24 protein-coding genes are annotated in these 25,183 nt (G+C 49.4%); 17 read left to right on the forward strand and 7 right to left on the reverse strand.

What is annotated here, in order from left to right; genetic code table 11:
- Positions 1-117 precede the first annotated feature (117 nt).
- From ABCW45_RS08625 to ABCW45_RS08635, 3 genes are all read left to right on the forward strand, one after another.
- The gene (locus ABCW45_RS08625; protein ID WP_117469692.1) at positions 118-954 is read left to right on the forward strand and encodes a hypothetical protein; all 837 of its coding nucleotides are present in this window, start codon (positions 118-120) and stop codon (positions 952-954) included.
- Between the two features lie 92 nt (positions 955-1,046).
- A complete protein-coding gene (locus ABCW45_RS08630) occupies positions 1,047-1,415 on the forward strand; it encodes a hypothetical protein (protein WP_343220649.1) in 369 nt (122 codons plus the stop codon).
- A 104-nt stretch (positions 1,416-1,519) separates the two neighbouring features.
- Positions 1,520-1,702, forward strand: a complete 183-nt coding sequence (locus ABCW45_RS08635) for a hypothetical protein (RefSeq protein WP_425518599.1) — start codon at positions 1,520-1,522, stop codon at positions 1,700-1,702.
- A gap of 129 nt (positions 1,703-1,831) precedes the next feature.
- Here ABCW45_RS08635 and ABCW45_RS08640 read toward each other — a convergent pair whose 3' ends face one another.
- Together ABCW45_RS08640 and ABCW45_RS08645 are read right to left on the reverse strand one after the other, a co-directional pair.
- A complete protein-coding gene (locus ABCW45_RS08640) occupies positions 1,832-2,125 on the reverse strand; it encodes a hypothetical protein (RefSeq protein WP_117469691.1) in 294 nt (97 codons plus the stop codon).
- The gene (locus ABCW45_RS08645) at positions 2,112-2,558 is read right to left on the reverse strand and encodes a hypothetical protein (protein WP_015554644.1); all 447 of its coding nucleotides are present in this window, start codon (positions 2,556-2,558) and stop codon (positions 2,112-2,114) included. The genes ABCW45_RS08640 and ABCW45_RS08645 overlap by 14 nt, the downstream gene beginning before the upstream one ends.
- A gap of 123 nt (positions 2,559-2,681) precedes the next feature.
- Between ABCW45_RS08645 and ABCW45_RS08650 the strand changes: the two genes are divergently transcribed.
- Positions 2,682-2,810, forward strand: a complete 129-nt coding sequence (locus ABCW45_RS08650; RefSeq protein WP_343220651.1) for a hypothetical protein — start codon at positions 2,682-2,684, stop codon at positions 2,808-2,810.
- Positions 2,811-2,842: 32 nt separating this feature from the next.
- On the opposite strand, the gene ABCW45_RS08655 is transcribed toward ABCW45_RS08650, so the two are convergent.
- Positions 2,843-3,079, reverse strand: a complete 237-nt coding sequence (locus ABCW45_RS08655) for a chorion class high-cysteine HCB protein 13 (RefSeq protein WP_117469690.1) — start codon at positions 3,077-3,079, stop codon at positions 2,843-2,845.
- 221 nt (positions 3,080-3,300) lie between these two features.
- On the opposite strand from ABCW45_RS08655, the gene ABCW45_RS08660 reads away from it, so the two are divergent.
- Both ABCW45_RS08660 and ABCW45_RS08665 read left to right on the forward strand, forming a co-directional pair.
- Positions 3,301-3,606: a hypothetical protein gene (locus ABCW45_RS08660; RefSeq protein ID WP_117483695.1), complete on the forward strand. Its 306-nt coding sequence runs from the start codon at positions 3,301-3,303 to the stop codon at positions 3,604-3,606.
- A gap of 26 nt (positions 3,607-3,632) precedes the next feature.
- Entirely contained in the window at positions 3,633-4,802 is a 1,170-nt protein-coding gene (locus tag ABCW45_RS08665) for an alanyl-tRNA editing protein (RefSeq protein ID WP_015554642.1), read from the forward strand.
- A 60-nt stretch (positions 4,803-4,862) separates the two neighbouring features.
- Here the strand turns inward: ABCW45_RS08665 and ABCW45_RS08670 are convergent, their stop codons facing one another.
- Positions 4,863-5,105, reverse strand: coding sequence for a hypothetical protein (locus ABCW45_RS08670; RefSeq protein WP_015554641.1), 243 nt, complete (start codon positions 5,103-5,105; stop codon positions 4,863-4,865).
- A gap of 329 nt (positions 5,106-5,434) precedes the next feature.
- On the opposite strand from ABCW45_RS08670, the gene ABCW45_RS08675 reads away from it, so the two are divergent.
- Entirely contained in the window at positions 5,435-5,902 is a 468-nt protein-coding gene (locus ABCW45_RS08675) for a precorrin-2 dehydrogenase/sirohydrochlorin ferrochelatase family protein (RefSeq protein ID WP_343220652.1), read from the forward strand.
- Here the strand turns inward: ABCW45_RS08675 and ABCW45_RS08680 are convergent.
- Positions 5,899-6,762 carry a PHP domain-containing protein gene (locus tag ABCW45_RS08680; protein WP_117566559.1) on the reverse strand — a complete coding sequence of 288 codons (864 nt, stop codon included), beginning with the start codon at positions 6,760-6,762 and terminating at the stop codon, positions 5,899-5,901. The two genes, ABCW45_RS08675 and ABCW45_RS08680, sit on opposite strands and share 4 nt — an antisense overlap.
- Positions 6,763-6,962: 200 nt before the next feature.
- Between ABCW45_RS08680 and ABCW45_RS08685 the strand changes: the two genes are divergently transcribed.
- From ABCW45_RS08685 to ABCW45_RS08710, 6 genes are all read left to right on the forward strand, one after another.
- A complete protein-coding gene (locus ABCW45_RS08685) occupies positions 6,963-8,717 on the forward strand; it encodes a VanW family protein (RefSeq protein WP_117483692.1) in 1,755 nt (584 codons plus the stop codon).
- Positions 8,718-9,202: 485 nt separating this feature from the next.
- On the forward strand, positions 9,203-12,739 hold the full coding sequence (nifJ, locus tag ABCW45_RS08690; RefSeq protein WP_343220653.1) for a pyruvate:ferredoxin (flavodoxin) oxidoreductase: 3,537 nt from the start codon (positions 9,203-9,205) through the stop codon (positions 12,737-12,739).
- Positions 12,740-13,075: 336 nt separating this feature from the next.
- Positions 13,076-13,465, forward strand: coding sequence for a GntR family transcriptional regulator (locus tag ABCW45_RS08695; protein ID WP_117552402.1), 390 nt, complete (start codon positions 13,076-13,078; stop codon positions 13,463-13,465).
- Positions 13,462-14,361 (forward strand): ABC transporter ATP-binding protein, encoded by a 900-nt coding sequence (locus ABCW45_RS08700; protein ID WP_117552403.1) that lies wholly within the window; start codon positions 13,462-13,464, stop codon positions 14,359-14,361. The genes ABCW45_RS08695 and ABCW45_RS08700 overlap by 4 nt, the downstream gene beginning before the upstream one ends.
- Positions 14,336-16,792, forward strand: a complete 2,457-nt coding sequence (locus tag ABCW45_RS08705) for a DUF6449 domain-containing protein (protein ID WP_117566561.1) — start codon at positions 14,336-14,338, stop codon at positions 16,790-16,792. Before ABCW45_RS08700 ends, ABCW45_RS08705 begins: the two co-directional genes overlap by 26 nt.
- A 124-nt stretch (positions 16,793-16,916) precedes the next feature.
- Positions 16,917-17,795, forward strand: coding sequence for a DUF368 domain-containing protein (locus ABCW45_RS08710; RefSeq protein ID WP_117483690.1), 879 nt, complete (start codon positions 16,917-16,919; stop codon positions 17,793-17,795).
- Between the two features lie 117 nt (positions 17,796-17,912).
- On the opposite strand, the gene ABCW45_RS08715 is transcribed toward ABCW45_RS08710, so the two are convergent.
- Positions 17,913-18,434 (reverse strand): zinc ribbon domain-containing protein, encoded by a 522-nt coding sequence (locus ABCW45_RS08715; protein WP_117483689.1) that lies wholly within the window; start codon positions 18,432-18,434, stop codon positions 17,913-17,915.
- Positions 18,435-18,751: 317 nt separating this feature from the next.
- Here ABCW45_RS08715 and ABCW45_RS08720 point away from each other — a divergent pair, with 317 nt between their 5' ends.
- Both ABCW45_RS08720 and cls read left to right on the forward strand, forming a co-directional pair.
- Positions 18,752-20,032: an O-acetylhomoserine aminocarboxypropyltransferase/cysteine synthase family protein gene (locus ABCW45_RS08720; RefSeq protein WP_117483688.1), complete on the forward strand. Its 1,281-nt coding sequence runs from the start codon at positions 18,752-18,754 to the stop codon at positions 20,030-20,032.
- 97 nt (positions 20,033-20,129) lie between these two features.
- A complete protein-coding gene (gene cls, locus ABCW45_RS08725) occupies positions 20,130-21,716 on the forward strand; it encodes a cardiolipin synthase (protein WP_343220654.1) in 1,587 nt (528 codons plus the stop codon).
- A gap of 91 nt (positions 21,717-21,807) precedes the next feature.
- On the opposite strand, the gene ABCW45_RS08730 is transcribed toward cls, so the two are convergent.
- Positions 21,808-22,374, reverse strand: coding sequence for a hypothetical protein (locus tag ABCW45_RS08730; protein WP_117469678.1), 567 nt, complete (start codon positions 22,372-22,374; stop codon positions 21,808-21,810).
- Positions 22,375-22,688: 314 nt separating this feature from the next.
- Between ABCW45_RS08730 and ABCW45_RS08735 the strand changes: the two genes are divergently transcribed.
- Together ABCW45_RS08735 and ABCW45_RS08740 are read left to right on the forward strand one after the other, a co-directional pair.
- Complete coding sequence (locus ABCW45_RS08735) at positions 22,689-24,332, forward strand: C40 family peptidase (protein ID WP_343220655.1); 1,644 nt, start codon at positions 22,689-22,691, stop codon at positions 24,330-24,332.
- An 88-nt stretch (positions 24,333-24,420) separates the two neighbouring features.
- Positions 24,421-25,095 carry a ClpP family protease gene (locus tag ABCW45_RS08740; RefSeq protein WP_343220656.1) on the forward strand — a complete coding sequence of 225 codons (675 nt, stop codon included), beginning with the start codon at positions 24,421-24,423 and terminating at the stop codon, positions 25,093-25,095.
- Positions 25,096-25,183 lie beyond the last annotated feature (88 nt).

Consider the following 25,183-nt stretch of genomic DNA (forward strand, 5'->3'; position numbering starts at 1 on the left):
AAAATTTCGTCAGTATGCATTTTTCGGTGACAAGCGGTGTAAAGTATGGTACTATACATATAAGCGTGGGTCTTTTTGACCTATGTGCGGAATTTGATTTTAAAAGGAGATTTTTGCATGCGAAAACGCTTATATGCGATATTTCTTGCGCTGACAGCGGCGATCGGAATTTCCGGCGGAACGGTGTTTGGTGCGGCAAAAACTACCCAGGTAGATACAATCACATTGGAGACACAGACGGCAGATGACGAGGTTGCGGTGGATCTTGGATGGAAGACTCAGCAGGACAAGGGACGCTGGATCGACAAGATGGGAATCGCAGATGATGTGAACAGCCTGGTTCTGATCATAAATAATATAGAAAATGATACTGACACGGTAAAGACAAATACAGGAAATGGTTCCAGCGATAAAGTTGTAAAAGTGAAAAGAAAACAGCTGCCGGGGAATTCGAGAATGCTCTACCTCTCCAGAACGGAAAACGGGGTTTGGCAGGAGAATTTCTCTGTCAACTGTTATATTTCCGGCGCACAGGGAGAAGATTCCGATATTTACGGCGTTTACCGCCTGGAAAGCACCTTTGGAAACGAAAATGATCCGGGAAGTCTCGTCCCGTATCATAAATTGACATCGGACGATTACTGGATCACAGATCCGGAAGCGGATGGATTCGGTGTTATCACCGCAAAGAAGCCGTCTGGCTTGTTGTCGAACCAGTATGTGAATCTGGAGGAGATGCGAGCGTTCTCAAACTTTGGCATGATCCTGAAACCGGAGGAAGGTTCTGAAGGATACCCGGCTCTTGTGGTCAACTGCCAGCAATCCGGCGCAAAGAATAAGTCTTTCTGCGGGATTCAGCTTGCCCAGTCCTATGTGAGAATGCTGATTCAGTCTATGGATTCCGGAACGAGAATCATGATCGCCGGTGAGGTGGAAGAACTGGAAGGAATGTAAAAGTAAGGTGAAAGATTCCCCGCGGGGAGTCTTTCACTATTTTTTAAATTTATTGTCAAAGAAGGAAAAACTAGCATAGAGGTGGATTTCTGATGAAGATATGGAAAAGGCTTTTAATGGCTGTATGTCTCTGTGCGATCTGGTCATTTACCGCATTGGCGGCAGAGAGCGATCCGGTGAAGATCGAACGTGTAAAGTTGAAATTTGAGTCGTTTCGTCCGAAAGATGGATATGTGAAGATCACGAATCTTGGAACCGGATATTCTGTGGTAGATTGCGAGATTATCAACGACAGTGATATCGACAACTGGAATTCTTCCTACTGTGCCCGCCTCCAGATCGAACTGACGGCTGATGACGGTTACGAATTCCGCAAAAAAGGAAAATCGTATTTTGACCTCAAAGGTTCCGATTTTTACCGTTATGAGTCCAGCGATTACGACGATAAAGAAGTGATCTGACTCTGCGTGGATATGGCTCCGCTAAACCGCAGCATCGGTGTTCCATTAGACCCTGTGTGGACTGCGGATGGAACCGCGAAGTGGACTGTGGCATATAAGGCGGAATCTGGTACCAGTTTGACAAAGGTGGATATATGATCACCGGCTGGTATCAGGATGCAGGCACAGGCAGATGGTATTATCTCGACGCCTCCGAAGCGATGGTGACAGGAGAGCGGAAGATAGATGGAACGACGTACCGTTTCGCAGAGGGACCTGCGGATATGGCCGGAGTTATGCTTCAGTAAAACGAAATTTAAAAGATCCCTGAAATCACACACACTGGTGGCGAAATTCCAGGGATCTTTTTGACTATATGCACCTGATGGCTTTACCCGCAGCAGACTTTTCAAAATTTTGCTGGAACAGGATACGCCTTATTTTGGCGGGAACTGTCCGGCAAGGCGACGGATCATTTCTGCCTTCTTTCTGCCATCCGGTGACAGATTTTCTGTCAGGATGGAAAAGAGCAGATCCCGCTCCTCGCTGGAAAAAACCAGATTGGACTGCCGCATCTTCCTGTGCAGATCTAAAAATAGATTCATTCTTTGAGCTTCTGGGGCTGCGGCCAGTTCATCGGCGAAGGAAGCCAGTAAAGCGATCTTTTTCGCATCCATGTGATGGAGCCGCGGATCTGATTTCCAGGATCTTTCCTGATCATGTTGTTCCATGGGCAGATCCTCCTGGGGCAAAACTCTGCATGACTAACTGCAGGGTTTCGTATTGTGCCTGCATATCCGGGGGAAGAATGGAAAACAGCTGTTCCGGAGTGAGCCCGGAACCGGATCGTCCGCGGCGGCTGGCAAGAAAGCGAGAGATCATATCGATGGTATCCTGTTCCGCCTTATTTGCATATGGGCGGACTGCACTCAGCATATCTTCGACGGATGGGTTCGGGGACTCCAGGGAACATACGCTCATCATCCCGTCATCGTTCTCCCGGAAAAATTCCATGGTGTGCATCATCTCCCTGGCACGGATGAACATGGAGAGAGACCGCTGCCGTCTGATATCCAGATAGGGAAGAGCGGCCTTCATCATCTGTAAGTGATGATCACCTGTGGCATAGTCCAGGTCGGTCAGCTTTAAATCTTTTTCACTCATATTGGGACCTCCTGCATGTGACAATATATGAGAGGACCGGCGGATTCATGCGAAAAATGCACGGAAAAGAGGACAGGGGAATAAAATATAGGGAAAGGGGCTCCAGCCCAGGGAGGAGAAAACGTGGGAAGACTTGTCATAGATGGAAATGCTGTCTACGAGATCGATGAGGAGTGCGAGAGGAGAAGAAAGGAAAACAGACCTCAGAAAGGAGAAAATACAGAGAGAACGAACAGAAAGGGCGGCCGTTAGCCGCCCCGCAGTCTTTTGAGATGCCGGTTCGGTCAGCAGCCGAAACCGCATCCATTTCCCCATCCGCCGCAGCAGCAGAGAAGGAGAATGATCCAGATACAGCTGTTGTCGCAGCCGTTGCCGCATCCGCATCCACCGCCGTTATGTCCGTATCCGCCGCAGCAGCACAGGAGCAGGATGATCCAGATCATGTTGTTGCCGCATCCGCCGCATCCTGATGCCGGAGCATCGCATCCACATCCACAGTTTGTAGCAGCTAAATCACTCATGTTAATTCCTCCGGAATTATCTTTACACTTCCAGTATATGCATCATGGCATGTCAGACTTTCACTCTGAAGATGAAAAATGTTGCAGTTCATTCCCGGCAGAAGCAGTTGCTGAAGGAAAAATTCTATATGGACCGAACGTGAGTGTACTTTTGCTGCTTCATGTGGTATGATGGGAAAGTGAAAAGTCAGCAAAGATACCCGCAGCAATTTTTATAAGAGATGGGAAGAAAGTATGAAAAACACGATGAAGATACGAATGATCGGTGCAGCTGCACTTCTTGGCATTGGAGCTTCTGCGTTTCCGTCACTGGCGGCCGCGAAGATCCAGCAGCTTTCTGTCTATATAAATGGAAAGGATCGGACAGTGCCGGCTGGAGCTATCTGAACGCGGACGGCTATGCGGCGACAGGATGGTTTGAAATTGGAGACCAGTGGTACTTTTCAGATGAAAATGGCAGCCTGCTGACCAACACGGTGGCTCCGGATGGATATCGTGTGGACGGCAGCGGCGCCTGGGTACACTAGCAGAAATATAAGAGGAGAAACGAATTATGAAAAAACTATTCTATGATTCCGCATATATCCGCACATTCGAGGCGAAAGTACTTTCCTGCGAAAAAGGGAAAAAAGGATATGAGGTGGCTCTGGACCAGACCGCATTCTATCCGGAAGGCGGCGGACAGCCATATGATACAGGAATTCTTGGCGGAGCGCATGTAACGGCAGTCCATGATGTAAAGGGAGAGATCGTCCACTATACGGATGCGCCGCTTGCGGTCGGTGAGACTGTGACAGGTGAGATCAACTGGGACAGAAGATTCCAGAATATGCAGGGACATTCCGGCGAACATCTTGTGTCCGGGCTGATTCACGCGAAGTATGGGTATGACAATGTGGGATTCCATATGGGGACTGAGGAGATCACCATCGATCTCAATGGCCTGTTAGAGTGGGAAGATCTCATGGAGATTGAGAAGAAGGCAAACAGAATTATCTGGGAGGACCGGGAGATCTATGCGGGATTCCCGTCTGCTGAGGAACTTGCCCATATGGATTACCGGAGCAAAAAAGAACTCACCGGTGCTATCCGTATTGTCAGCATCCCTGGCGGTGATACCTGTGCCTGCTGTGGTACCCATGTGAAGACGACGGGGGAGATCGGACTTGTAAAGTTCCTGACCATGATCCACTACAAGGGCGGCGTGAGAATTTCCCTGCTCTGTGGTGAGGCTGCAGTTATGGATTATGAGAAAAAGAGAGAAGAGCTTCAGAAGATCTCTGTTCTTTTATCCGCAAAGGCTGGAAAGACTGCGGATGCTGTGGAAAAGGTAAAAAATGAGCTGACGATGACGCAGGCAAAGTGCTCGGAGATGTCAAGAAAACTCATGAAGATCTATGCGGATCAGTTAAACGGTGGAAATAGCAAGATCTGCTGGATAGAAGACGGACTCGATATGACGGAACTCCGCCATTTTGTGAATTTCGCGCTGGAAGGTAAGAAGGGGGGGATTGTCCTCGCTCTGTCAGAAAGTGTGAATGGGGGATTCTCTTATGTTCTGGGGAGCCAGAGCGAGGATATGCGCGCTCTCTCGAAGGAATTAAATGGGGAACTCTCCGGGAGAGGCGGGGGCAGCAGCCAGATGGCACAGGGAACTTTCTTCGCAAGGAAGGAAGAATTGCTCTCCAGTCTGGCTGCCAGAGGGTTTGTTATGGCCGACTAGCGGCGGGCTAAACCTGCCGCTGCCTTTTGGCGCGGTGGGGACAGCTTTATTGTGATCTGCTTAGCAGCCCTGAACCATGTACTGGATCAGGCGCTTGGAATCTTCATCGTTGTGAGTGGTGAGGCTTAACTCCTTGATACTGCCGTTAGAAAATACGGTAGCCATTGAGAAGTACTGGCTGAGCTTGGATTTTAAGTTTACGCTTCCGCCCTCCGGAAGACTTAATTCAACAGCGCCGTCACACTGGTTGATGACTTTGAAAAATGTATCAAGATTGGAAATGTTTCTCATTTTTAATTTCATAATTCGTTACCTCCTTAAAAGGTGATTGTAACTGGCTGTAACTTCTTAGTGCCATTGCCTGTGAAAGCTGTCTCCGACAGTTCTCCGGGCGGATACATGGCAGCTGTTACGAATCCTGTTTTCATTCCAGTTACGCTTGTTTTGCTTTGTCACTTCGTTTTTCTTTTAACGATTTGAATTCTACCAGATGGGTAAGGAAAAAACAATCGACGGAATGGATAAAATTTTAACAATCTAAACTGGATTTTTATGGAATTTATGGGAAAGATCTGGCGGAGGCAGGGCGGACTGTCGAAAATGTACCAAAAACTGGGAAAGGATCGAAAAAAATGGCATATTTTCCATTGTTTGTGGACCTTGAGGGGCGGCAAGTGCTTGTAGTCGGCGGCGGAAAGATCGCGATGAGGAGGGTGCGGACGCTTTTGGAGTTCGGGTGCGAGATCACTGTTGTATCTCCGGAAGTATGTGAGGAACTGCGGGAAAAGGTTCTCTGGAAGAAAAAACGATATGATGAGACGGACCTTGAAAGTCTGGGAAATGTGGGAGAAGCTTCTCGATTTATATTTGTTCTTGCAGCAGCAGCCCCGGAGGTAAATGAAAAGATAGTCTGTGACTGCCGCAAAAAAAAGATCCCGGTAAACAATGCGTCAAACCGGGATCAATGTGATTTTTATTTTCCGGGAATCGCGAAAGACGGCGATACGGTTGTCGGAATAACTTCCGGCGGGGGAGATCATAGGCTGGCGGCGAAGATCTCTGCGGCGGTACGGCAAATATTGAGAACAATAGCTGTTTAGCTTCTGCCCATTCCAGCCATGAACATAGAAAGTTTGATATCATCCAGGTAAAGCGCCGAAACCCGAAGCCCACCGCGGCCGGAACCGATCTCGATATCGGGTTTTGCGGCACCGTGAAAGTCAGAGCCGCCAGTGAGGGCGAGGGAGTATTTTTTTGCGAGTTTGCGGAGCTTTCCGCTCTCATCCTGGTTATTGGAAGAGTGGAAACACTCGAGACCGCGGAGACCATGGTCAGTGAGCATGGAGACGAGTTCCTCCGTGCCGGCCCAGCCGAGCTTATACTGGAGCGGATGGGCGAGAACCGGGAAACCGCCGGAGCCGAGAAGTGTCGCGAGAACTTCCTCCGGGGTGATAAGTTCCCTGGAGCGGTAATATGGGCGGTCCGGGTTTAAATATTTTTTAAAAGCCTGGTCAACGGAAGTTACATATCCGTTCTTTAAGAGCGCTCTCGCAAAATGAGCACGGGTGATGACGGTTCCGGGATTTCCGCAGAGGAGATCTTCCTCAGTGATCTCAAATCCATCCTTATTAAATGCGGCCAACATTTCCATATTGCGGTCATAGCGTTTTCTGGACGCTTCCTTTAGAAAGGAGAGCAGCTTCGGATCCTTATGATCAATGTAGAGCCCCAGGATATGGATCTCTTTTCCTTTATAGATACAGGAGACCTCAATTCCCGGGATGACCTCCATGTCAAGATCTTTTGCGGCTTCAAGGGCCTCGTCGATTCCTGCGACGGTATCATGGTCCGTGAGGGCCATTGCGGTGAGACCGAGATCGTTGGCGCGGTTTACGACCTCCGTGGGAGTTAAGGAGCCGTCGGAGGCGGTGGAGTGTATGTGAAGATCTATTAATTTCATAATAAATATCCTTTCCGAAATAATTTCCAACTGTTACCTAGTTTAACATATTTGAGACAAAATTGTGAATAAAATTTAAGATTTCTGTTATTCCATTTTCTATAAATTATGCTATACTAGTACCTGCATATCTGCACCCTTGAAATACTGAACTGACGGAGCAGAGAACATCAATGGTTTAAGATAAAAGGTGAGAAGAAATGAGTGACACATACAGAAACAGTAGAGCGGGCGGAAGACGTTCCCGCCAGTCAAGCAGCGCGGACCGCATCATGGCAGTCCAGAATGCGAGAAGCCGGGGAACCGGATCCAGAAGAGGAGGTTCCGGAAGACGGCGCGGAAGACGCCAGGGACCGGATATGGCAAAGATCGTACTGATCGTGATCGGAGTTCTGATCTTACTGATCTGTGCGGCGGTGGGCTTTCAGAGCTGCGCGCGGTCCGAAGACGATAAAACCAGCGTGGAAAGTGAATCGGAGACAGAGACGACAGAGCCTGAGACAGAGATGGCAGCGGAGATCACTGTGAACGGAGTCCAGGTCCATGGTTTGACAAAAACAGAGGCGATCAAGAAGGTCCTGGAAGATATGGGCTGGGAGATGAAGGTCTCCTTCGGCGATGAGACCGCGGATCTCCCGAACCTGATGGAAGCGAATGTGGACGCTGTAATCGAAAAAGCATTTGCGAAGAAGGAATCCGGGGATTATACCGTGGAGACTGACGGTCTCGATGATGCGGTTCAGGTGGAAGTAAAAGCGCTTGCCGCAAAATGGGATGTGGAGCCGAAGAATGGATCGATCTCTACTTATGATAAGGCATCCGATAAATTCACATTTGCCGGTGCCCAGACCGGAAAGAAGATCGATCAGGAGAAACTCACATCCGATATTCTCTCTGCTATGAAGGCGGGAGAGTACAATAAGACGATCACGGCGACAGCAGACGAGGTCCAGCCGGAGATCACGGAGGCCCAGGCGCGGGAAAATTTTAAGCGCATCGGAACCTACACGACAAAGACAACGACAAACAAGGACAGAAATGAGAATATCCGTCTTGCCTGCGCGGCGATCAACGGAACGATCATTAAGCCTGGCGAGGAATTCTCCTTCAATAAGATGACGGGAAACCGTACAACGGAAAAAGGTTACAAACCGGCGGGCGCCTACTCAAACGGCGTTGTGGTACAGGAACCGGGTGGCGGTGTCTGCCAGGTGTCCTCGACTCTTTACAATGCGGTCGTATTCGCAGGTCTCAAGACCACTGAGCGCCATGCCCATACCTACGAGCCGTCCTATGTAACTCCCGGTGAGGATGCAATGGTCAGCTACGACGGCTATGCCGGTCCGGATCTGCGGTTTGTAAACAACTCAAAGACTGCAGTGGGAATCAAGGCGGCATACTCCAACCAGACACTGACGGTATCCATCTACGGAAATCCGATTCTGGAGGACGGCGTGACTGTTTCCATGCATTCTGAGAAGATTAAGGAGCTGGATCCGCCGACACCGACCTACGTCGAGGATCCAACACTGGAGCCGGGTGTAGAGGTCGTTGCGAAAGCGGCAACTCCGGGCAGCAGATGGCAGACAAAGCTGATCACGAAGAAGAACGGACAGGTTGTGAGCGATGTGCTTCTCCACAACAGCACCTACACCGGAAAGGCGGCGACCATCAAGCGCAACACTTCCGGTACTGTGGCAGCGACAGAATCTGCATCTGCCGATGCATCGGCTGCGTCCTCTGAGGCAGCGGGAGAGACAACGGCAGCAGCACCTGCAGAGACAACAGCGGCGGCGACGACGGCACTGGAGACAACAGCTGCGCCGACAACGGCAGTGCCATCCCCGGGCGAGAATTATGGTCCAGGATATGTGAACGAGGCCACGACGGCGGCTGCGGCGGAGACGAACCAGGCACCATCTGACATGGGGCTGATTTCTCCGAATGGGCAGTAAGAGACAGAAGAGGATTTCACTTGCCGGTAAGAGACCGAGTCTGTCACATAGAACGGATTATCCGTGGCTGAAAAAACTGGTCAGCTGAGTGCATGGAAAATTAAATCCTTACTTTATATAAAAAAGTGGTGAACAGGAATAAAATACATTTCCTGGATCGCCACTTTTTATTTAAAGGAAATACATATCAAAATGAAAGGTCTTTATTGATGTATTGGTTTGCCAAAGCTAACTCGGAGCTGAAATATTAGTTTCTTAGAACTAACCAAATAACTATTCTCACAATGCGGATAATATTCCATAATGTGGAAAGATGGTACGGAAATTTTAATATTGTTTATGATTTGGTACATGATTCCAGTGTTTTTGATTTGCATTTTAGGGAAAAATTGCTATAATAATCTATAGATGTTCTGTGTATGCAGGACACAAGCTAGTTAAATAAATATTTACATATTTATACACTTTACAGGAGGAAATCAACTATGGCAAGAAAAATGAAAACCATGGATGGTAACCATGCAGCCGCTCATGCTTCCTATGCATTTACGGATGTAGCAGCCATCTACCCGATTACCCCTTCTTCTCCGATGGCGGAAGCTACCGATGAATGGGCAACTGATGGAAGAACAAACATGTTCGGACAGCCGGTACAGATCACCGAGATGCAGTCCGAGGCAGGTGCTGCCGGCGCCGTACATGGCTCCCTTGCAGCAGGTGCATTAACAACAACTTATACAGCTTCTCAGGGTCTTCTTCTTATGATCCCGGATCTCTATAAGATCGCTGGTGAGCAGCTTCCGGGCGTATTCAACGTATCCGCTCGTTGTGTAGCAACTCACGCTTTAAATATCTTCGGTGACCACTCCGACGTTTACGCCTGTCGTCAGACCGGATGCGCAATGCTCTGCGAATCCAGCGTACAGGAGGTTATGGACTTAACACCGGTTGCACACCTTGCAGCATTAAAGGGTAAAGTTCCGTTCATCAACTTCTTCGACGGTTTCCGTACTTCCCACGAGATCCAGAAGATCGAGACATGGGATTACGAGGATTTAAAAGAAATGGCTGATATGGACGCCATTGATGCATTCCGTAAGAACGCTCTGAACCCGAACCATCCGGTACAGAGAGGTTCCGCTCAGAACCCGGATATCTTCTTCCAGGCAAGAGAGGCATGTAACCCGTACTACGATGCTCTTCCGGCAATCGTACAGGAGTACATGGATAAAGTAAACGCTAAGATCGGTACAGATTACAAGCTGTTCAACTACTACGGAGCTGCTGACGCTGAGCACGTTATCATCGCTATGGGTTCCGTAAACGATACAATTGAGGAGACGATCGACTACCTTGCAAAACAGGGCAAGAAGGTCGGCGTTGTCAAAGTTCGTCTGTACAGACCGTTCTGCACAGAAGCCCTGATCGAGGCAATTCCGGATACTGTTAAGCAGATTTCCGTACTCGACAGAACAAAAGAGCCGGGTTCCATCGGCGAGCCGTTATACCTTGATGTTGTTGCAGCATTAAAGGGCTCCAAGTTCGATAAGGTTCCGGTATTCACAGGCCGTTATGGTCTTGGTTCCAAGGATACAACACCGGCACAGATCGTTGCTGTATACGAGAACACAGAGAAGAAGAGATTCACAATCGGTATCAACGATGATGTGACATACCTTTCCTTACAGTTAGGTGCTCCGCTCGTTACAACTCCGGAAGGAACAACAAACTGTAAGTTCTGGGGTCTTGGTGCTGATGGTACTGTAGGTGCCAACAAGAACTCCATCAAGATCATCGGTGACAACACAGACATGTACGCTCAGGCTTACTTCGATTATGACTCCAAGAAATCCGGCGGTGTTACAATGTCCCACTTACGTTTCGGACATACTCCGATCAAGTCCACATACCTGATCCACAAAGCAAACTTCGTTGCATGCCACAACCCGGCATACATCCGCAAGTACAACATGGTTCAGGAGCTTGTTGACGGCGGTACATTCCTCCTCAACTGCCCGTGGGATGCTGAGGGTCTTGAGAAACACTTACCGGGACAGGTTAAGAAGTTCATCGCTGATCACAACATCAAATTCTACACCATCGACGGTGTTAAACTTGGTATCGAGACAGGCATGGGCCCGACCCGTATCAACACGATCCTTCAGTCCGCATTCTTCGAATTAACAAAGATCATCCCGGCTGACAAAGCAAACGAGCTTATGAAAGCAGCTGCAAAGGCTACTTACGGTCGTAAGGGTGAAGACGTTGTTATGAAGAACTGGGCAGCGATCGATGCAGGCGCTAAGGGACTTGTAGAAGTGAAAGTTCCGGAGAGCTGGAAGAACTGCGCAGACGAAGGTCTTGACATGGTTCACGCTACAGAGGGCCGCGAGGATGTTATCAACTTCGTAAACAACATCCAGGCTGCTGTAAACGCTCAGGAAGGTAACAACCTCCCGGTATCCGCATTCAAAGAGTATGTTGACGGTACAACTCCGTCCGGTTCTGCTGCATACGAGAAACGTGGTATCGCAGTAAACGTACCGGTTTGGAATCCGGACAACTGTATCCAGTGTAACTTCTGTTCTTATGTCTGCCCGCACGCAGTAATCCGTCCGGTAGCTATGACAGAGGCTGAGGCTGCTAACGCACCGGCTGGTACAAAGACAATCCCGATGACAGGTATGCCGGAGTACAAGTTCGCTATGACGATCTCCGCACTTGACTGTACCGGTTGTGGTTCCTGTGCGAATGTATGCCCGGGCAAGAAGGGTGAGAAGGCTCTTACCATGGTTCCGCTTGAAGGCAACGCAGCAGAGCAGGAAGTATTCAACTACGGCCAGACACTTGACATCAAGCAGGATGTAATCGATAAATTCAAAGAGACAACTGTAAAGGGCAGCCAGTTCAAACAGCCGCTCCTTGAGTTCTCCGGCGCATGTGCTGGTTGTGGTGAGCCGCCGTACGCAAAACTGATCACACAGTTATTCGGTGACAGAATGTACATCGCAAACGCAACAGGATGTACTTCTATCTGGGGTAACTCTTCACCGTCCACACCTTACACAGCAAACAAGGCAGGCAAAGGACCGGCTTGGTCTAACTCCCTGTTCGAGGATAACGCTGAGTTTGGTTATGGTATGTTACTCGCTCAGCAGGCAATCCGCGATGGCTTAAAGGCTAAAGTTGAGGAAGTTGCTGCAAACGAGAACGCTACAGCAGAAGTAAAAGCTGCATGCCAGGAGTGGTTAGACACATTCGGTGTCGGTGCTACAAACGGTGCTGCAACTGACAAACTCGTAGCTGCTCTTGAGAACGTTGACTGCCCGACATGCAAGGACATCGTCAAGAACAAAGATTTCCTGGCTAAGAAGTCCCAGTGGATCTTCGGTGGTGACGGTTGGGCTTACGATATCGGATTCAACGGCGTTGACCACGTACTTGCAAGCGGCAAGGATATCAACATCATGGTATTCAACACTGAGGTTTACTCCAACACAGGCGGACAGTCCTCCAAGGCTACTCCGACAGGTGCTGTTGCTCAGTTCGCTGCAGGCGGTAAAGAAGTTAAGCAGAAAGACCTTGCTGCAATCGCTATGAGCTACGGCTATGTATACGTTGCACAGATCTCCATGGGCGCTGATATGAACCAGACCATCAAGGCAATCGCTGAGGCTGAGGCATATCCGGGACCGTCCCTGATCATCGCTTACGCTCCGTGTATCAACCACGGTATCAAGAAAGGTATGGCAAAGGCTCAGACAGAGGAGAAACTTGCTGTTCAGTCCGGTTACTGGAACCTTTTCAGATTCAACCCGGCAGCTGAGGGCAAGAAGTTCAGCCTTGACTGCAAGCCGGCTACCGTTGACTACCAGGAGTTCATCAAGGGTGAGGTTCGTTACACATCCCTCGCACTTAAGAACCCGGCAAGAGCTGAGAAGCTGTTTGCTAAGGCAGAGCAGAACGCTAAAGATAAGTACGCTTACCTTGAGAAGTTAGTTACACTCTACGATGAGAAATAATTAACAGAATCATGAAAGACCCCGGAACAGCTTCAGCTGTGGCCGGGGTCTTTTTGCGCTGCGGTGTGCCCGGAAGAAACTGCCGGTGGGCAGCTGGTGAAAATTTGTGCATGTACGAGACTGTACTGTATCGTAAGAATTCCGTAAGAGAAAAGACCGGTGATGTTTATTGACATTACGGGTCTTTTTTACTATATTAAGTGTATTAAGAGTATTCATACAGTTGAGACATGAACGGACATGTGCGAAAAAGTGTGCTGTAAGCTTGCTTGCATAAGCGCTTTTTGTACAGGGCTGCACATCAAAGTCGCAAGCTGCATAGAAAGGAGGATGCCTATGATTCTATTAGATTACAAAGACCGCCGCCCGATCTACGAACAGGTGGTTTCAAAGCTCGAGGAGCTGATGCTGCTCGGTGTCATGAAAGAGAATGAACCGCTGCCATCGGTGCGGGCTCTTGCGATGGACCTGTCCATCAACCCGAATACGATCCAGCGCGCCTATGTGGAACTGGAGCGGCAGGGGTATATTTACACAGTGAAGGGGAAGGGAAGTTTTGTGGCAGATAATACAGTGATGAAGGAAAACAGGAAGAAGGAAGTTCTCCTTCAGGTGAGTGACATGATCGATGAGGCGATCCGGGTGGGAATTCCCGGCGATGAGATCAAAAATATGGTAGAGATCCAGTATAAAGCGGCAAAGAGGAACGGAGGTGGAGAAGCATGATTGAGACAAGTGGATTGACAAAACGGTTTGATGATATTCTGGCGGTCGATCACATCAGCGCGAAGATCAGGGACGGCAGTGTGTTCGGACTGATCGGAACGAACGGTGCCGGAAAAAGTACATTTCTGCGCATGGTCAGCGGAATCTTAAAACCGGATGAGGGAGCAGTGCTGATCGATGGTGAAAACGTGTACGAGAACCCGGCGGTGAAATCGAGATTCTTTTATATCTCAGATGACCAGTATTTTTTCGCCAACGGAACCCCGTTGGAGCTTATGAAATTTTATAAGTCTATCTACCCGGCTTTTGATGAGCCAAGATTTTTCCATCTCTTACAGTCCTTTGATCTGGACAAAAAGAGAAAGATCTCCACATTCTCAAAGGGAATGAAAAAACAGCTTTCCATCATTTACGGAATCTGCGCGGGAACGGACTATATCTTCTGCGACGAGACCTTTGACGGTCTGGATCCGGTGATGCGTCAGGCGGTAAAGAGCCTGTTCGCGAGCGATATGGCGGAGCGGAATCTGACTCCGATCATCGCCTCCCACAACCTGAGAGAGCTGGAGGATATCTGTGATCATGTCGGCCTTTTACACAAAGGCGGGATCCTGCTCTCTAAGGATCTGGACGATATGAAGTTAAACATTCACAAGATCCAGTGTGTCTTAAAACCCGGCATAAAAGTGGAAGATCTTACGGAGCTTGATATCTTAAAGACAGAATACAGGGGAAGTCTTGCGACGATCACCGTCCGCGGTTCGAGGGAGAATGTAGAACGGCAGATGGCGGCGTGCGAACCGCTGTTCTTCGAGCTGATCCCGCTGTCTTTGGAGGAGATCTTTATCAGTGAAACGGAGGTGGCAGGATATGACATCAAGAAACTTATTTTTTAAACTTATGAAGGAGGACCTGAAGCGGCGACTCTGGGCCATTGGTTTTTCGGTTCTGGCGCTGTTTTTTGCGATGCCGATGGCGGCAGCCATGGGGATCGGAGAGATCGGAAACCAGTACAAGCAATGGCTGATCTCCGGAACCGGATACGAGAATATGGTGCCGGAGGCACTGCGTCAGACGAAGATCCTGCGGCTTGCCGGTGAGATCCTGGGTTTTGAAAATTATGCCCTCTTCATGGTGGTCGGAGCCGCGGCGATGATTCTCGGACTCACAGGATTTTTGTATCTCCACTCAAAGAAACAGATCGATTTTTACAACAGCCTCCCTGTGAAGAGGGAGATGCTGTTTACCGTGAAATTCTTTGACGGATTTCTGATCATCCTGGCCGCTTACCTGATCAATATGTTTGCGGCGTTTGGAGTTTTCTGCGGAAACGGGATCGCGGCGGGCGATCTTTTCAAGGTGATGTTTGCTTCCTTCGCGGTCAATATGATCGGATTTCTCCTGATCTATGTGGTGATGGTGATCGCGGTGCTTCTCACAGGGAATCTCTTTATCTCGATCCTCGGCGCAGGCGTCCTGTACGGATATTTGCCGGCGGTCTCCCTGCTGATCGAGGGCTTAAAATCCCTGTTCTTTGTGACACGGGGAAGAGAAGGCGATGTGTATTGGCTTGCAAAATACGGTTCCCCCATCGGCTATTTCACAAAACTGGCAGGCGCGGGGCTTGATGCGTTCCACTCAGACCAGTTTTATGACGATATCGACTATGGATTTTCCAGGATCCAGATGGAGCTGCAGAGTACCGCTGACAGCGGCGCAGAGCTCTTAAAGCTTTGCGGGCTCGGGATCTTTGCGGCGGTGATCCTCACCGGGATCGCACTGGTCCTCTATAGGATCCGACCGTCGGAGGCGGCGGGAAAGGCCATGTCATTTAAGAAGACTCAGGCGCCGATCAAGATTCTGCTTCTCATTCCGATGACCGTGACCACGACAGTATTCTTATGGAGCATCTACTACAGCGGCGTATGGGCAGCGGTCGGCTTTGTACTTGGACTTGTACTTACGAGCTGCCTCATCGAGATCATTTATCATTTTGATTTCACGAAGCTTTTTGCAAATCCGGTCCAGACGGTGATCGGAGGTGCCATAGCTATTCTGGTGGTGGGGGCCTTCTGGATGGACGTTTTTGGATATGATTCCTATATTCCGGACGAAAAGGACTTCGTATCCGCATCCATCGACCTGAACCTTGACAATGAGCCGGACTGCGGGCTTCCGTACCGGAGCGGTGATTCTTATAATTGGCGCTATATGAATTCAAGTGATTACGCGGACGCAAATATGAAGCTTACCGATTACGCTGTTGTCCGTGCCTTTGCGGAAAAGGCGGTAGAGAACGCGAAGCAGCAGAGAAACCAGCAGATAAAAGGCGACGGCTCCTACAGCTACCGCGATGACGGCGGCTATATGATCTATGTTAAGGCAGGCTACCGGCAGAAAAACGGAAAGACGGTTTATCGTTCTTACCGGATCACCCGTTCCGTTCTTGGCAGTACCCTGGATGAGATCTATGCGACGAAGGAGTACAAGGACGGCACATATCCGGTGATGTCCTATCAGCCGGAGAATATCACGGGGATCTACTGGTTGTCAGACCGTGGTATCCTTGAAGTGAGTGCGGATGACACACTTCGCGCGGAGATCCTCGCGGCGTATCAGGAGGAATTGGCAGGGCTCACCATCAATGAGAGAGCCGTCGAGGTTCCGGTGGCAGCACTGAGATTTCTCACAAAGGCGGAGAATGAGTATCTCGGCGCGATCAGCAGCCAGAGAGGCTATACTTCCCAGGGATTCCAGATGGAAGATATGCAGATAGTGAACTTTGTTCCGGTCTATCCGTCCTTTACAAAGACGATTGCCCTCTTAAAGCAGGCGGGCACGGATGTGACAGCGAAGCTCTCTGCGGATGATGTCACACAGGTAAAGATCCTGTATCCGACGGAGTATGAGAGTACTGCAGCCGGGGAGAATGCGGTCACAGGAGAGGACGTCCCGATCAGCGAAAAAAGCGGGGGAGTGACGGCAGAAACGGAATTGAAGGCTGTTTCTTATGGCGGTCAGAAGATGCTCACCATCGTAAATGACGGGTCGGAGGAGAACCGAAGGAAGATCGAGGAGATTCTTTCCGCCAGTGCGCCGGAGATCATGCTTGACAGAAATCGCCTCTGCACCTATGAGATGGGAATCGAGATCGATGTGTCCATAAAACCCGACAGCGCCTTTTCCTTCGGAAATGGAACTGTGGATGAACGGGTCTACCGGATCATGGGAGATACGGTTCCGGAGTGTATTGAGAAAGCGTTAAATTACAGTAAAATCAGTACAAAATATGTTAGAAAAGGCATCGGAGTGATGAAAAACGATTGATAGATCAACGAATATCATGTATAATCGAACAAGTCTGAATAGGAGAGGAAAAACCTGGCAGGGAACTGCCGGGTTTTGCCGTTTCCTGAATCTGAAATATGGATAGAAAAATCGGAGGTTTATCATGGAATTTTTTGGAAATATCATAAAGGGGATCATGATCGGCATCGCGAACATCATTCCGGGCGTTTCCGGAGGAACAATGGCGGTGTCTCTCGGTATCTATGACCGGCTCATCGGTTCGATCTCCGGCCTGTTTCGGGAATTCAAAAAGAGTATCCTGTTTCTGATCCCGATCATTATCGGCGCCGGAATCGGCATTGTGGGTTTTACCTACGCCATCGAATACCTGCTCGATAAGCATACCTTCGTTACCTGTATGGCATTTGTGGGCCTGATCCTCGGTGGACTTCCGGCGATCTTTTCGTCCATGAGGGCAAAGGTATCTTCGGGCGGGGTCGGTGTGTTTGGAATCCTTGCCTTTGTGATCGCCTTTGCGATCTCCGGCGGCATGCCGCTTTTAAAGGAGAGCAAGGACGCCCTCACGGTGATTGCGGTGACTCCGGGAAATATGGTGATCTTATTTATCCTCGGTATTGTGGCTTCTGCCACAATGGTAATTCCGGGTGTTTCCGGCTCCATGATGCTGATGATCTTCGGCTATTATTACGCGATCATCAATACGATCAAGACATTCCTTGACAATCTCCGCGCCTTTGACCTTGCGGGCATGAAGGAGGGGATCCTGCTCCTGGCGCCGTTCGGGATCGGCGTGGTTTTGGGAATCTTTCTGATCGCAAAGCTGATCACGTTCCTCTTTGAAAAGTACGGCGTGCAGACATTCTGCGCGATCTTAGGCCTCGTGATCTCGTCCCCGATCGCAATCTTTATCAACACGGGACTTGTATCGAAGCTCGGCTCCCTGTCACTGTGGGAGATCTTATTTGGAATCGTCCTCATGGCTGCCGGGGCTTTCATTACGGTATTTGTGGGCGAGCGGTAAATAAAAAAGACCGTCTGCGGGAAATGATAGGAAAGATATCCTATGCCCACAGACGGTCTTTTTACTCGATTTATTAGTTCCGGTCCCACAGGACCGGTCCCGCCATTGCGAAATAGCTTATTCCTGATCCTCTGTAACGTTCACAGTTGTCTCAGCAGCTTCGGTCTCAAACTTCTCATCCGGTACTGCCTCGCAGGTGCAGGTCTCAGCAGTCGTTTCTTCTCCGGCGGTTTCAGACGCTTCGGCTGTATCGACAACATCGATATCGTCGCCCTCCGGTTTTGCCTCCGCGATCTTTGCGCCGCATTTGCTGCAGAAAGCAGAGGTCTTTTCAATCTTTGCACCGCATTCCGGACAGTGGATAAATCCTTCTAAGGTGGAGAGCTTGTCCTGAAGCTCGTCGATGGTCTTTAAGCTTTCGCGGATCAGGGTGAATTCTGCGGTGTAGGCCTCCTCATCTGCTTCATTTGCGGCTTCGAATACCTTTTTGCCGATCTGCGCATACTGGCGGTTCAGCGCCTCCTTCTCCCTTGAGAGCTGCGTCTTTAACTGGACCGTGTCAGAAAGCTCCTTTGTCTTCTGGGCAACCTGTTTCCCGGTTTCGGTGAGGCTGCGTTTCATATCTGTAAAAAATGCCATTGCAATAAACTCCTTTCGAAAGTGGATTGGTACGGCCGCCTTAAAAGGCGGCGATATATTGTCTCTATTCTAATCTTTTTAGAAGAAAAAGTCAATTTCCAATGCCAGATTCATGAAGCGGCGGAAAAATCCAATGCCACCGCTGTATTGTACAGAATTTTCAGATCGGAAAATTCCTGCCCGCATACAGTAACCGCAGAACAATTATAGGACTTTAGTAGGTTGATGCGAAAGATAAAGTGTGCTATGATAGAAGCATTCAGCAGGTCTGCGCTTCCTGCGCAGTCCATATGTCAGACATAATGGAGGAAACGATCATGGGAGAAAAGAGAAAACCGGCAACGATCTGTATCCAGAGCGGATGGAAACCAAAGAACGGAGAGCCGAGAGTTCTTCCGATTTATCAGAGCACAACTTTTAAATATGAGACGAGCGAGCAGATGGGAAGACTGTTCGATCTGGAGGAAGATGGCTATTTCTATACAAGACTTGCGAACCCGACGAATGATGCGGTAGCGGAAAAGATCTGTGAGCTGGAAGGCGGAGTGGCTGCGATGCTCACATCTTCCGGACAGGCGGCGAACTACTATGCGGCTTTTAATATCTGCAATGCGGGTGACCATATTATCAGCGCAGCGACGATCTACGGCGGAACCTCCAACCTGTTTACAGTGACAATGAAAAAACAGGGGATTGATGTGACTCTGGTGGATCCGGACGCACCGGAGGAGGAGATCGAGAAGGCGTTCCGTCCGAATACAAAAATGGTATTCGGTGAGACGATCGCGAACCCGGCTCTTGTCGTTCTCGATATTGAGAAATTTGCGCGGCTTGCCCACAGACATGGGGTGCCGCTTATCGTGGATAACACGTTTGCGACACCGATCAACTGCCGGCCGTTCGAGTGGGGCGCGGATATCGTGACCCATTCTACCACAAAATATATGGACGGACATGCGATGACTGTCGGAGGCTGCATCGTTGACAGCGGAAACTTCGACTGGAATGCCCATGCGGATAAATTTCCGGGACTTACCACACCGGATGAATCCTATCATGGAATCGTGTATACCGAGCGCTTCGGTAAGAAAGCCTATATCACAAAGGCGACCGCGCAGCTTATGCGCGATCTCGGATCGATCCCGTCCCCGATGAACTCCTTCCTTTTAAATGTTGGTCTTGAGACCCTGCACCTGAGAATGCCGAAGCATTGCGAGAACGCCCAGAGGGTTGCGGAGTGGCTGCTTGCGAGAGAGGACGTGGCATGGGTCAATTATCCAGGCTTAAAGGAGAATAAGTACCATGCTCTGGCTGAAAAATATATGCCGGACGGAAGCTGCGGCGTGATCTCTTTTGGATTAAAGGGCGGAAGACGGGCGGCAGGAGAGTTCATGGACAAACTGAAATTCGTTGCCATCGTCACACATGTTGCCGATGCGAGAACCTGTATTCTCCATCCGGCAAGCCATACCCACCGCCAGCTTACCGATGAGCAGCTCGTGGAGGCGGGAGTTGATCCGTCCCTGATCCGGCTCAGCGTTGGAATTGAGGATGCGGATGACATTATTGAAGATTTAAGACAGGCACTGGAAGATTAAATGCTCCTGATGTGCAGGCTGTGTTGAGGACCAGATGACAAGAAGCCGCCGGGGAAACAGTCTCTGGAGGCCTAACAGAAGATATGAGGCATAATTTATGATCGAAATGGATGAAATGAAGGGAAGAGGAAAGCGTGGTCTTTTAAGAGTCGTATTCGGACGAACTATGTTCTTCCTGCTGTTTATCGCGCTGCAGCTGGCGTTTTTCTTCTGGATCTATGTATGGCTGGATAACAAATATCAGGCCTGGGGATACGGTTCTTTCGCTTTGATCAGTGCGATCCTCACGATCCATATTCTGAACGAAAAGCAGAACGCCAGCTTTAAAATGGCGTGGCTGATCCCTGTCCTGTTGTTTCCGGTATTCGGAACCTTGTTCTACGTGTTTGTCCAGCTTCAGATGGAGACGAAGATCTTCGCCAAACGGATCGCCGAGGTTCAGAAGAGGACGGACCACTTTCTGGAGCAGGACACGGCTGTCTATGAACGGCTTAGCCGCAGGAGCCGGAGAAATGCGAATCTCAGCCATTATATGAAGAAAAGCGGCGGCTATCCTACCTGGGACCGCACGAACTTCAAATATTTTCCGCTGGGAGATGAGTTCTATACGGATGTCCTTCAGGAGCTCCAAAAGGCCAGAAGATATATTTTTGTCGAATATTTCATTATTTCAAAAGGGATCCTGTGGGATTCGATCCTGAAGATCCTTGAGCAGAAGGCGAAAGAGGGCGTAGAGGTAAGAATCCTCTATGATGGCATGAACTCCTTTTCCAACCTGCCCCACGACTATCCGAAGGAGCTGGAGGCAAAGGGAATCCGCTGCCGGATCTTCAATCCGATCCGCCCGGCGATCTCTACAAGCCAGAATAACCGTGATCACAGAAAGATCCTTGTGATCGATGGTCATACCGCCTACACCGGCGGCGTGAACCTCGCGGACGAGTATATCAATCGGAAAGTCCGGTTTGGCCACTGGAAAGACAATGCGATCCGCCTGAAGGGAGACGCCGTGAAGAACTTTACGGTGATGTTCCTTCAGATGTGGGACGTCTGCTCAAAAAAGCCGGATTCTGATTTTGATTACGGCCCATATCTTGATACCGGGGATTATTTCCATTCTCCGGAGCTTGACATGGATGGATTTTCAATCCCGTTTTCTGACAGCCCGATCGATGGGGAACCGGTGGGGCACCAGCTTTATCTGGATATTATCTATCAGGCAAAGAAATATGTGTACATTATGACTCCTTATCTGGTGCTCGATGATGATATGATCACAGCCCTGACCTATGCGGCAAAGCGCGGGGTGGACACGGTCATCATCATGCCTCATATTCCCGATAAAAAGTCAGCGTTCATGCTGGCTCATTCCTACTATACGGAGCTGATAGAGGCGGGGGTAAAGATTTATGAGTACCTGCCGGGGTTTGTCCACTCAAAGACGTTTGTCAGCGATGGGGAGAAAGCTGTGGTTGGATCCGTCAATATGGATTTCAGAAGCCAGTATCTGAATTTTGAGTGCGGCGTTTATATTTATGAGAATCCGGTGGTGGAGCAGATCAAAAAAGATTTTGATGAGACGCTGCCGAAATGCGTGCGTATGACAAAAGAGAGCGTAGAGGCGCTTCCGGCACTGCATAAGTTCTGCGGAAAGGCGATGCGGCTGATCGCACCGTTGATGTAGGGAGAACGCAGGAGAAAAACGGCCTTGCGGGGAAAGAACCGGATGGCATCATACAGAAAAAGAAAAGGAAGCGGGCAGAGGAGAATTTCCTCTACTCGCTTCCTTCCTTCTCGTTCAGCGGGTCGGCAGCGGCTGTGTTGATGGATGATTCTGCGCGTTCCCGTAAAGAGGTTGCGCCAATCTCCTTTTTGTAGGCTGCGATCGCGTCCGCGATCCGTTCTTTGATGTACTGGTCTTTTTCTAATTTTCTTTCCTGCTCATCCGGATTATCCAGAATGGGTACGAAGAGAAACCTGCGGACAGCGAAGAGGATCGCAACGGCAACACAGCCGATAAGAGCTTCTTTGATGGCAAGGTGGTCGATGACCATCTGTCTTGCCACGGAGAAGAGAAGGACTTCGACGATGGAGTCGATGTCATGGCGGCAGAACATTTTTAAAAGCTCTACGCCAATGACGAGATCGAAGCTTTTCTTCATGAAATCGGAAAGATCGAAGCCATTGTCGAGATACAGGCTGTACAGGTTGTGGGGAACCGGCACAAAGGCGATCAGGATCGCGACGATCAGGATCAGGGCGCAGACAATCTCCAGATAGGAGGAGACTTTCATAAGGAATAGCTGCGCTCTCTGGATGCGGGGACTTGTGTAGTGCTTCATGAGCTGGTACCTCCCGGGGTATAGAGAAGTCTTGATGACTTATGCAGAGGTGGACGGGTTGCTGCTTTGTCTTGAAACGTGCTGCAGGTGGTGGAAAACTACAGCAATATGGACAAATATTTAAAAATATTATACAGAAAACCGGCAATATTATCAATTATGAATTGAAATTGTGTTAAATAAAATACAAAATCGCCCCGGATCCGTTCATACTTTTTTAATAGAAAAAATTTTGATTTTTTATTACAAATATGTTACACTATTGTTCGTATGTATCGTACAGGAAGACGGAAAACAGTAATGGAGATAAACACATGAATGATGATAAAGATACAGTAAACTATATGGATTCTATCAACAAGGCGAGCAGAAAGCGGAGAAGGAAACCGTCTTTCTGGGAACAGTACGGAATCCTTGTGATCGGAGCGGCTGTTCTTGCAGTGATCGTTGTGGCGGTGGTATTTGGCGGAAAAGCCATGAACGCCGTAAAAGGAAAAATGGCGGCGGCGCAGGCTGCATCTGAGTCCGCCTCGGAGAGCGAGAGTGCGGAGGAAGCTTCTCTTCAGGCAGAGGAGGAGAGCCGTGCAGAGATCGAATCCGAGTCGGCGGAAACGGATGCAAAGATTAAAGAAGTGATCGATTCCTACTCGAATCTTGGTATCGCGAAGGTCACAGGCTACTTAAATATCCGGAAAGACCCGAATGAGGCAGCGAATGTGATCGGAACACTTTCCGATGGAAGTGCCTGCGAGATCCTGGAGACTCTGGAGGGCTGGTATAAGATCAGCTCCGGCGAGGTCGAGGGATATGCCAGCGCGGAATATATCCTGACCGGGGATGAAGCAAAGACCGCGGCGAAAGACCTTGTAAAGGAACGTGTATATATTACCGCAGACAATTTAAATATCCGTGAGACACCTTCTATGGACGGAAACATCGTTGGAAAGTGCCTTCAGGGCGAGCTTCATGAACTTCTTGGGGAGACGGATGGATGGTATCAGATCTCCGGCGGTTATATCTCTGCGGATTACGCGGAAAAACGGTTCTGTATGAACGAGGCAAACAAGCTGGATATGAAGGCGATGGTCTTAAATTTCTATGACCGCCCGGGCGTATCCAATGTTTCCAATTATTTAAATATCCGTGCGGGCGCCGGTGAGAGCGAAAAGATCATCGGAAAGCTCCCGAGCTATGCCGGATGTGAGATCTTAGAGGACGCCAACGGCTGGTATAAGATCAGTTCCGGTGGAATTACCGGATATGTAAAGAGTGAATATATCCTGACCGGTGACGCAGCGAAGGAAGCAGCCATGAGCCATGCGGAGCTTATGGCGATCGTCCATGCGGACCGCTTAAACGCGAGAACAGAGCCGTCCACCGACGCGAAAATCTGGACCCAGATCTCCGAGAATGAGCGGTATCATGTCGCGGAGCAGCTTGACGGATGGGTAAAGATCGAATTTGATGAGGGCGGAGAAGGCGATGGAAATGATGAGATTTCTTCCGCGTATGTTTCTTCAGAATTTGTGGAAGTACGATATGCCCTGTCTGAGGCGATCAAATTCTCACCGACGGAAGAAAGTGCTTCCTTAAGAAGCCGGATCGTAAACTACGCGATGAAGTTCCTGGGCAATCCATATGTCTGGGGTGGTACGAGCCTTACAAGAGGCGCTGACTGTTCCGGATTTACCATGTCGGTTATGAAAAACTTCGGGATTTCTCTTCCGCATTACTCCGGTTCCCAGGCGAACAGCGGAAAACGGATCAAGTCGAGCCAGATGAAGCCGGGCGACCTGATCTTCTACGGAAGCAGCCGCGGAAGGATCAACCATGTTGCCATGTACATCGGCAATGGACAGATCATCCACGCAGCGAGCCGAAGAAGCGGAATCAAGATCTCTACCTGGAACTACAGAACTCCGGTGTGCATCGTGGATGTAATTGGAAACAGGTCCTGATCGGGTAAATTGTGATAAAAATGGATATGAGAACTCCTTTCTGGACATACTGGGTGTACCTGGCATGTCAGAAAGGAGTTTTTTTGTTATGAATGAAAAGGAACAGAAGGAGACAAAGGCGGAGGAGGAGCGGATCCGGGAGAACGGACAGGTGACGCTGGAAGAGAACGGTAAGAGGATCCATCTCTTATCTATCATCGGGGAGATCGAAGGGCATGACAATCTATCCGGGAGTACGAAGACTACAAAGTATGAACATATTCTGCCGGAACTTGCGAAGGTGGAGAGCGATGAGAAGATCGGAGGGGTCCTGATCCTTGTGAATACCATCGGCGGGGATGTGAGCTGCGGGCTTGCACTGGCGGAGATGATCGCATCCCTCAGCAAGCCGACGGTTTCCTTAGTCATCGGGGACAGCCACTCCATCGGTGTGCCGTTGGCGGTGGCGTCAGATTATTCCTTCATCGTACCCACCGGGACCATGCTGGTTCATCCGGTACGGATGAGCGGGGTGGTGATCGGGACGGCACAGACCTACGAATATTTTGAAATGATCGAGGAACGGATCATAAGCTTTGTATCAGAGCACAGCAGGATCGATCGGGAAAAACTGAAACGGCTCATGCACAATACGAAGATGCTGACGAAGGATCTCGGGACGGTTCTGGTCGGAAAAGAGGCGGTGGAGTGCGGACTGATCGACGGAGAAGGCGGAATCAGGGACGCCATCGAAAAGCTGAATGCGCTGATAAAAAACGACTGACCGAAAATATGTTCGGCTTATAATTTCTTACGGTTGCATTTTGGCATTTTTTTTTGTATACTATATTTTGGGGTACTTGCCCCGTAAA

The sequence above is a fragment of the Pilosibacter fragilis genome (assembly GCF_032490495.1).
GTDB lineage: Bacteria > Bacillota > Clostridia > Lachnospirales > Lachnospiraceae > Pilosibacter > Pilosibacter fragilis.

Coding starts and splice junctions, on each gene's coding strand:
- ABCW45_RS08660 (WP_117483695.1), top strand. CDS start 3,301: ATGGGAAGAAAGTATGAAAAACACGATGAAGATACGAATGATCGGTGC.
- ABCW45_RS08670 (WP_015554641.1), bottom strand. CDS start 5,105: ATGAAATTAAAAATGAGAAACATTTCCAATCTTGATACATTTTTCAAA.
- ABCW45_RS08665 (WP_015554642.1), top strand. CDS start 3,633: ATGAAAAAACTATTCTATGATTCCGCATATATCCGCACATTCGAGGCG.
- ABCW45_RS08630 (WP_343220649.1), top strand. CDS start 1,047: ATGAAGATATGGAAAAGGCTTTTAATGGCTGTATGTCTCTGTGCGATC.
- ABCW45_RS08625 (WP_117469692.1), top strand. CDS start 118: ATGCGAAAACGCTTATATGCGATATTTCTTGCGCTGACAGCGGCGATC.
- ABCW45_RS08730 (WP_117469678.1), bottom strand. CDS start 22,374: ATGAAGCACTACACAAGTCCCCGCATCCAGAGAGCGCAGCTATTCCTT.
- ABCW45_RS08740 (WP_343220656.1), top strand. CDS start 24,421: ATGAATGAAAAGGAACAGAAGGAGACAAAGGCGGAGGAGGAGCGGATC.
- ABCW45_RS08705 (WP_117566561.1), top strand. CDS start 14,336: ATGACATCAAGAAACTTATTTTTTAAACTTATGAAGGAGGACCTGAAG.
- ABCW45_RS08695 (WP_117552402.1), top strand. CDS start 13,076: ATGATTCTATTAGATTACAAAGACCGCCGCCCGATCTACGAACAGGTG.
- nifJ (WP_343220653.1), top strand. CDS start 9,203: ATGGCAAGAAAAATGAAAACCATGGATGGTAACCATGCAGCCGCTCAT.
- ABCW45_RS08655 (WP_117469690.1), bottom strand. CDS start 3,079: ATGAGTGATTTAGCTGCTACAAACTGTGGATGTGGATGCGATGCTCCG.
- ABCW45_RS08685 (WP_117483692.1), top strand. CDS start 6,963: ATGAGTGACACATACAGAAACAGTAGAGCGGGCGGAAGACGTTCCCGC.
- ABCW45_RS08680 (WP_117566559.1), bottom strand. CDS start 6,762: ATGAAATTAATAGATCTTCACATACACTCCACCGCCTCCGACGGCTCC.
- ABCW45_RS08645 (WP_015554644.1), bottom strand. CDS start 2,558: ATGAGTGAAAAAGATTTAAAGCTGACCGACCTGGACTATGCCACAGGT.
- ABCW45_RS08700 (WP_117552403.1), top strand. CDS start 13,462: ATGATTGAGACAAGTGGATTGACAAAACGGTTTGATGATATTCTGGCG.
- ABCW45_RS08640 (WP_117469691.1), bottom strand. CDS start 2,125: ATGGAACAACATGATCAGGAAAGATCCTGGAAATCAGATCCGCGGCTC.
- ABCW45_RS08735 (WP_343220655.1), top strand. CDS start 22,689: ATGAATGATGATAAAGATACAGTAAACTATATGGATTCTATCAACAAG.
- ABCW45_RS08715 (WP_117483689.1), bottom strand. CDS start 18,434: ATGGCATTTTTTACAGATATGAAACGCAGCCTCACCGAAACCGGGAAA.
- ABCW45_RS08710 (WP_117483690.1), top strand. CDS start 16,917: ATGGAATTTTTTGGAAATATCATAAAGGGGATCATGATCGGCATCGCG.
- ABCW45_RS08675 (WP_343220652.1), top strand. CDS start 5,435: ATGGCATATTTTCCATTGTTTGTGGACCTTGAGGGGCGGCAAGTGCTT.
- cls (WP_343220654.1), top strand. CDS start 20,130: ATGATCGAAATGGATGAAATGAAGGGAAGAGGAAAGCGTGGTCTTTTA.
- ABCW45_RS08720 (WP_117483688.1), top strand. CDS start 18,752: ATGGGAGAAAAGAGAAAACCGGCAACGATCTGTATCCAGAGCGGATGG.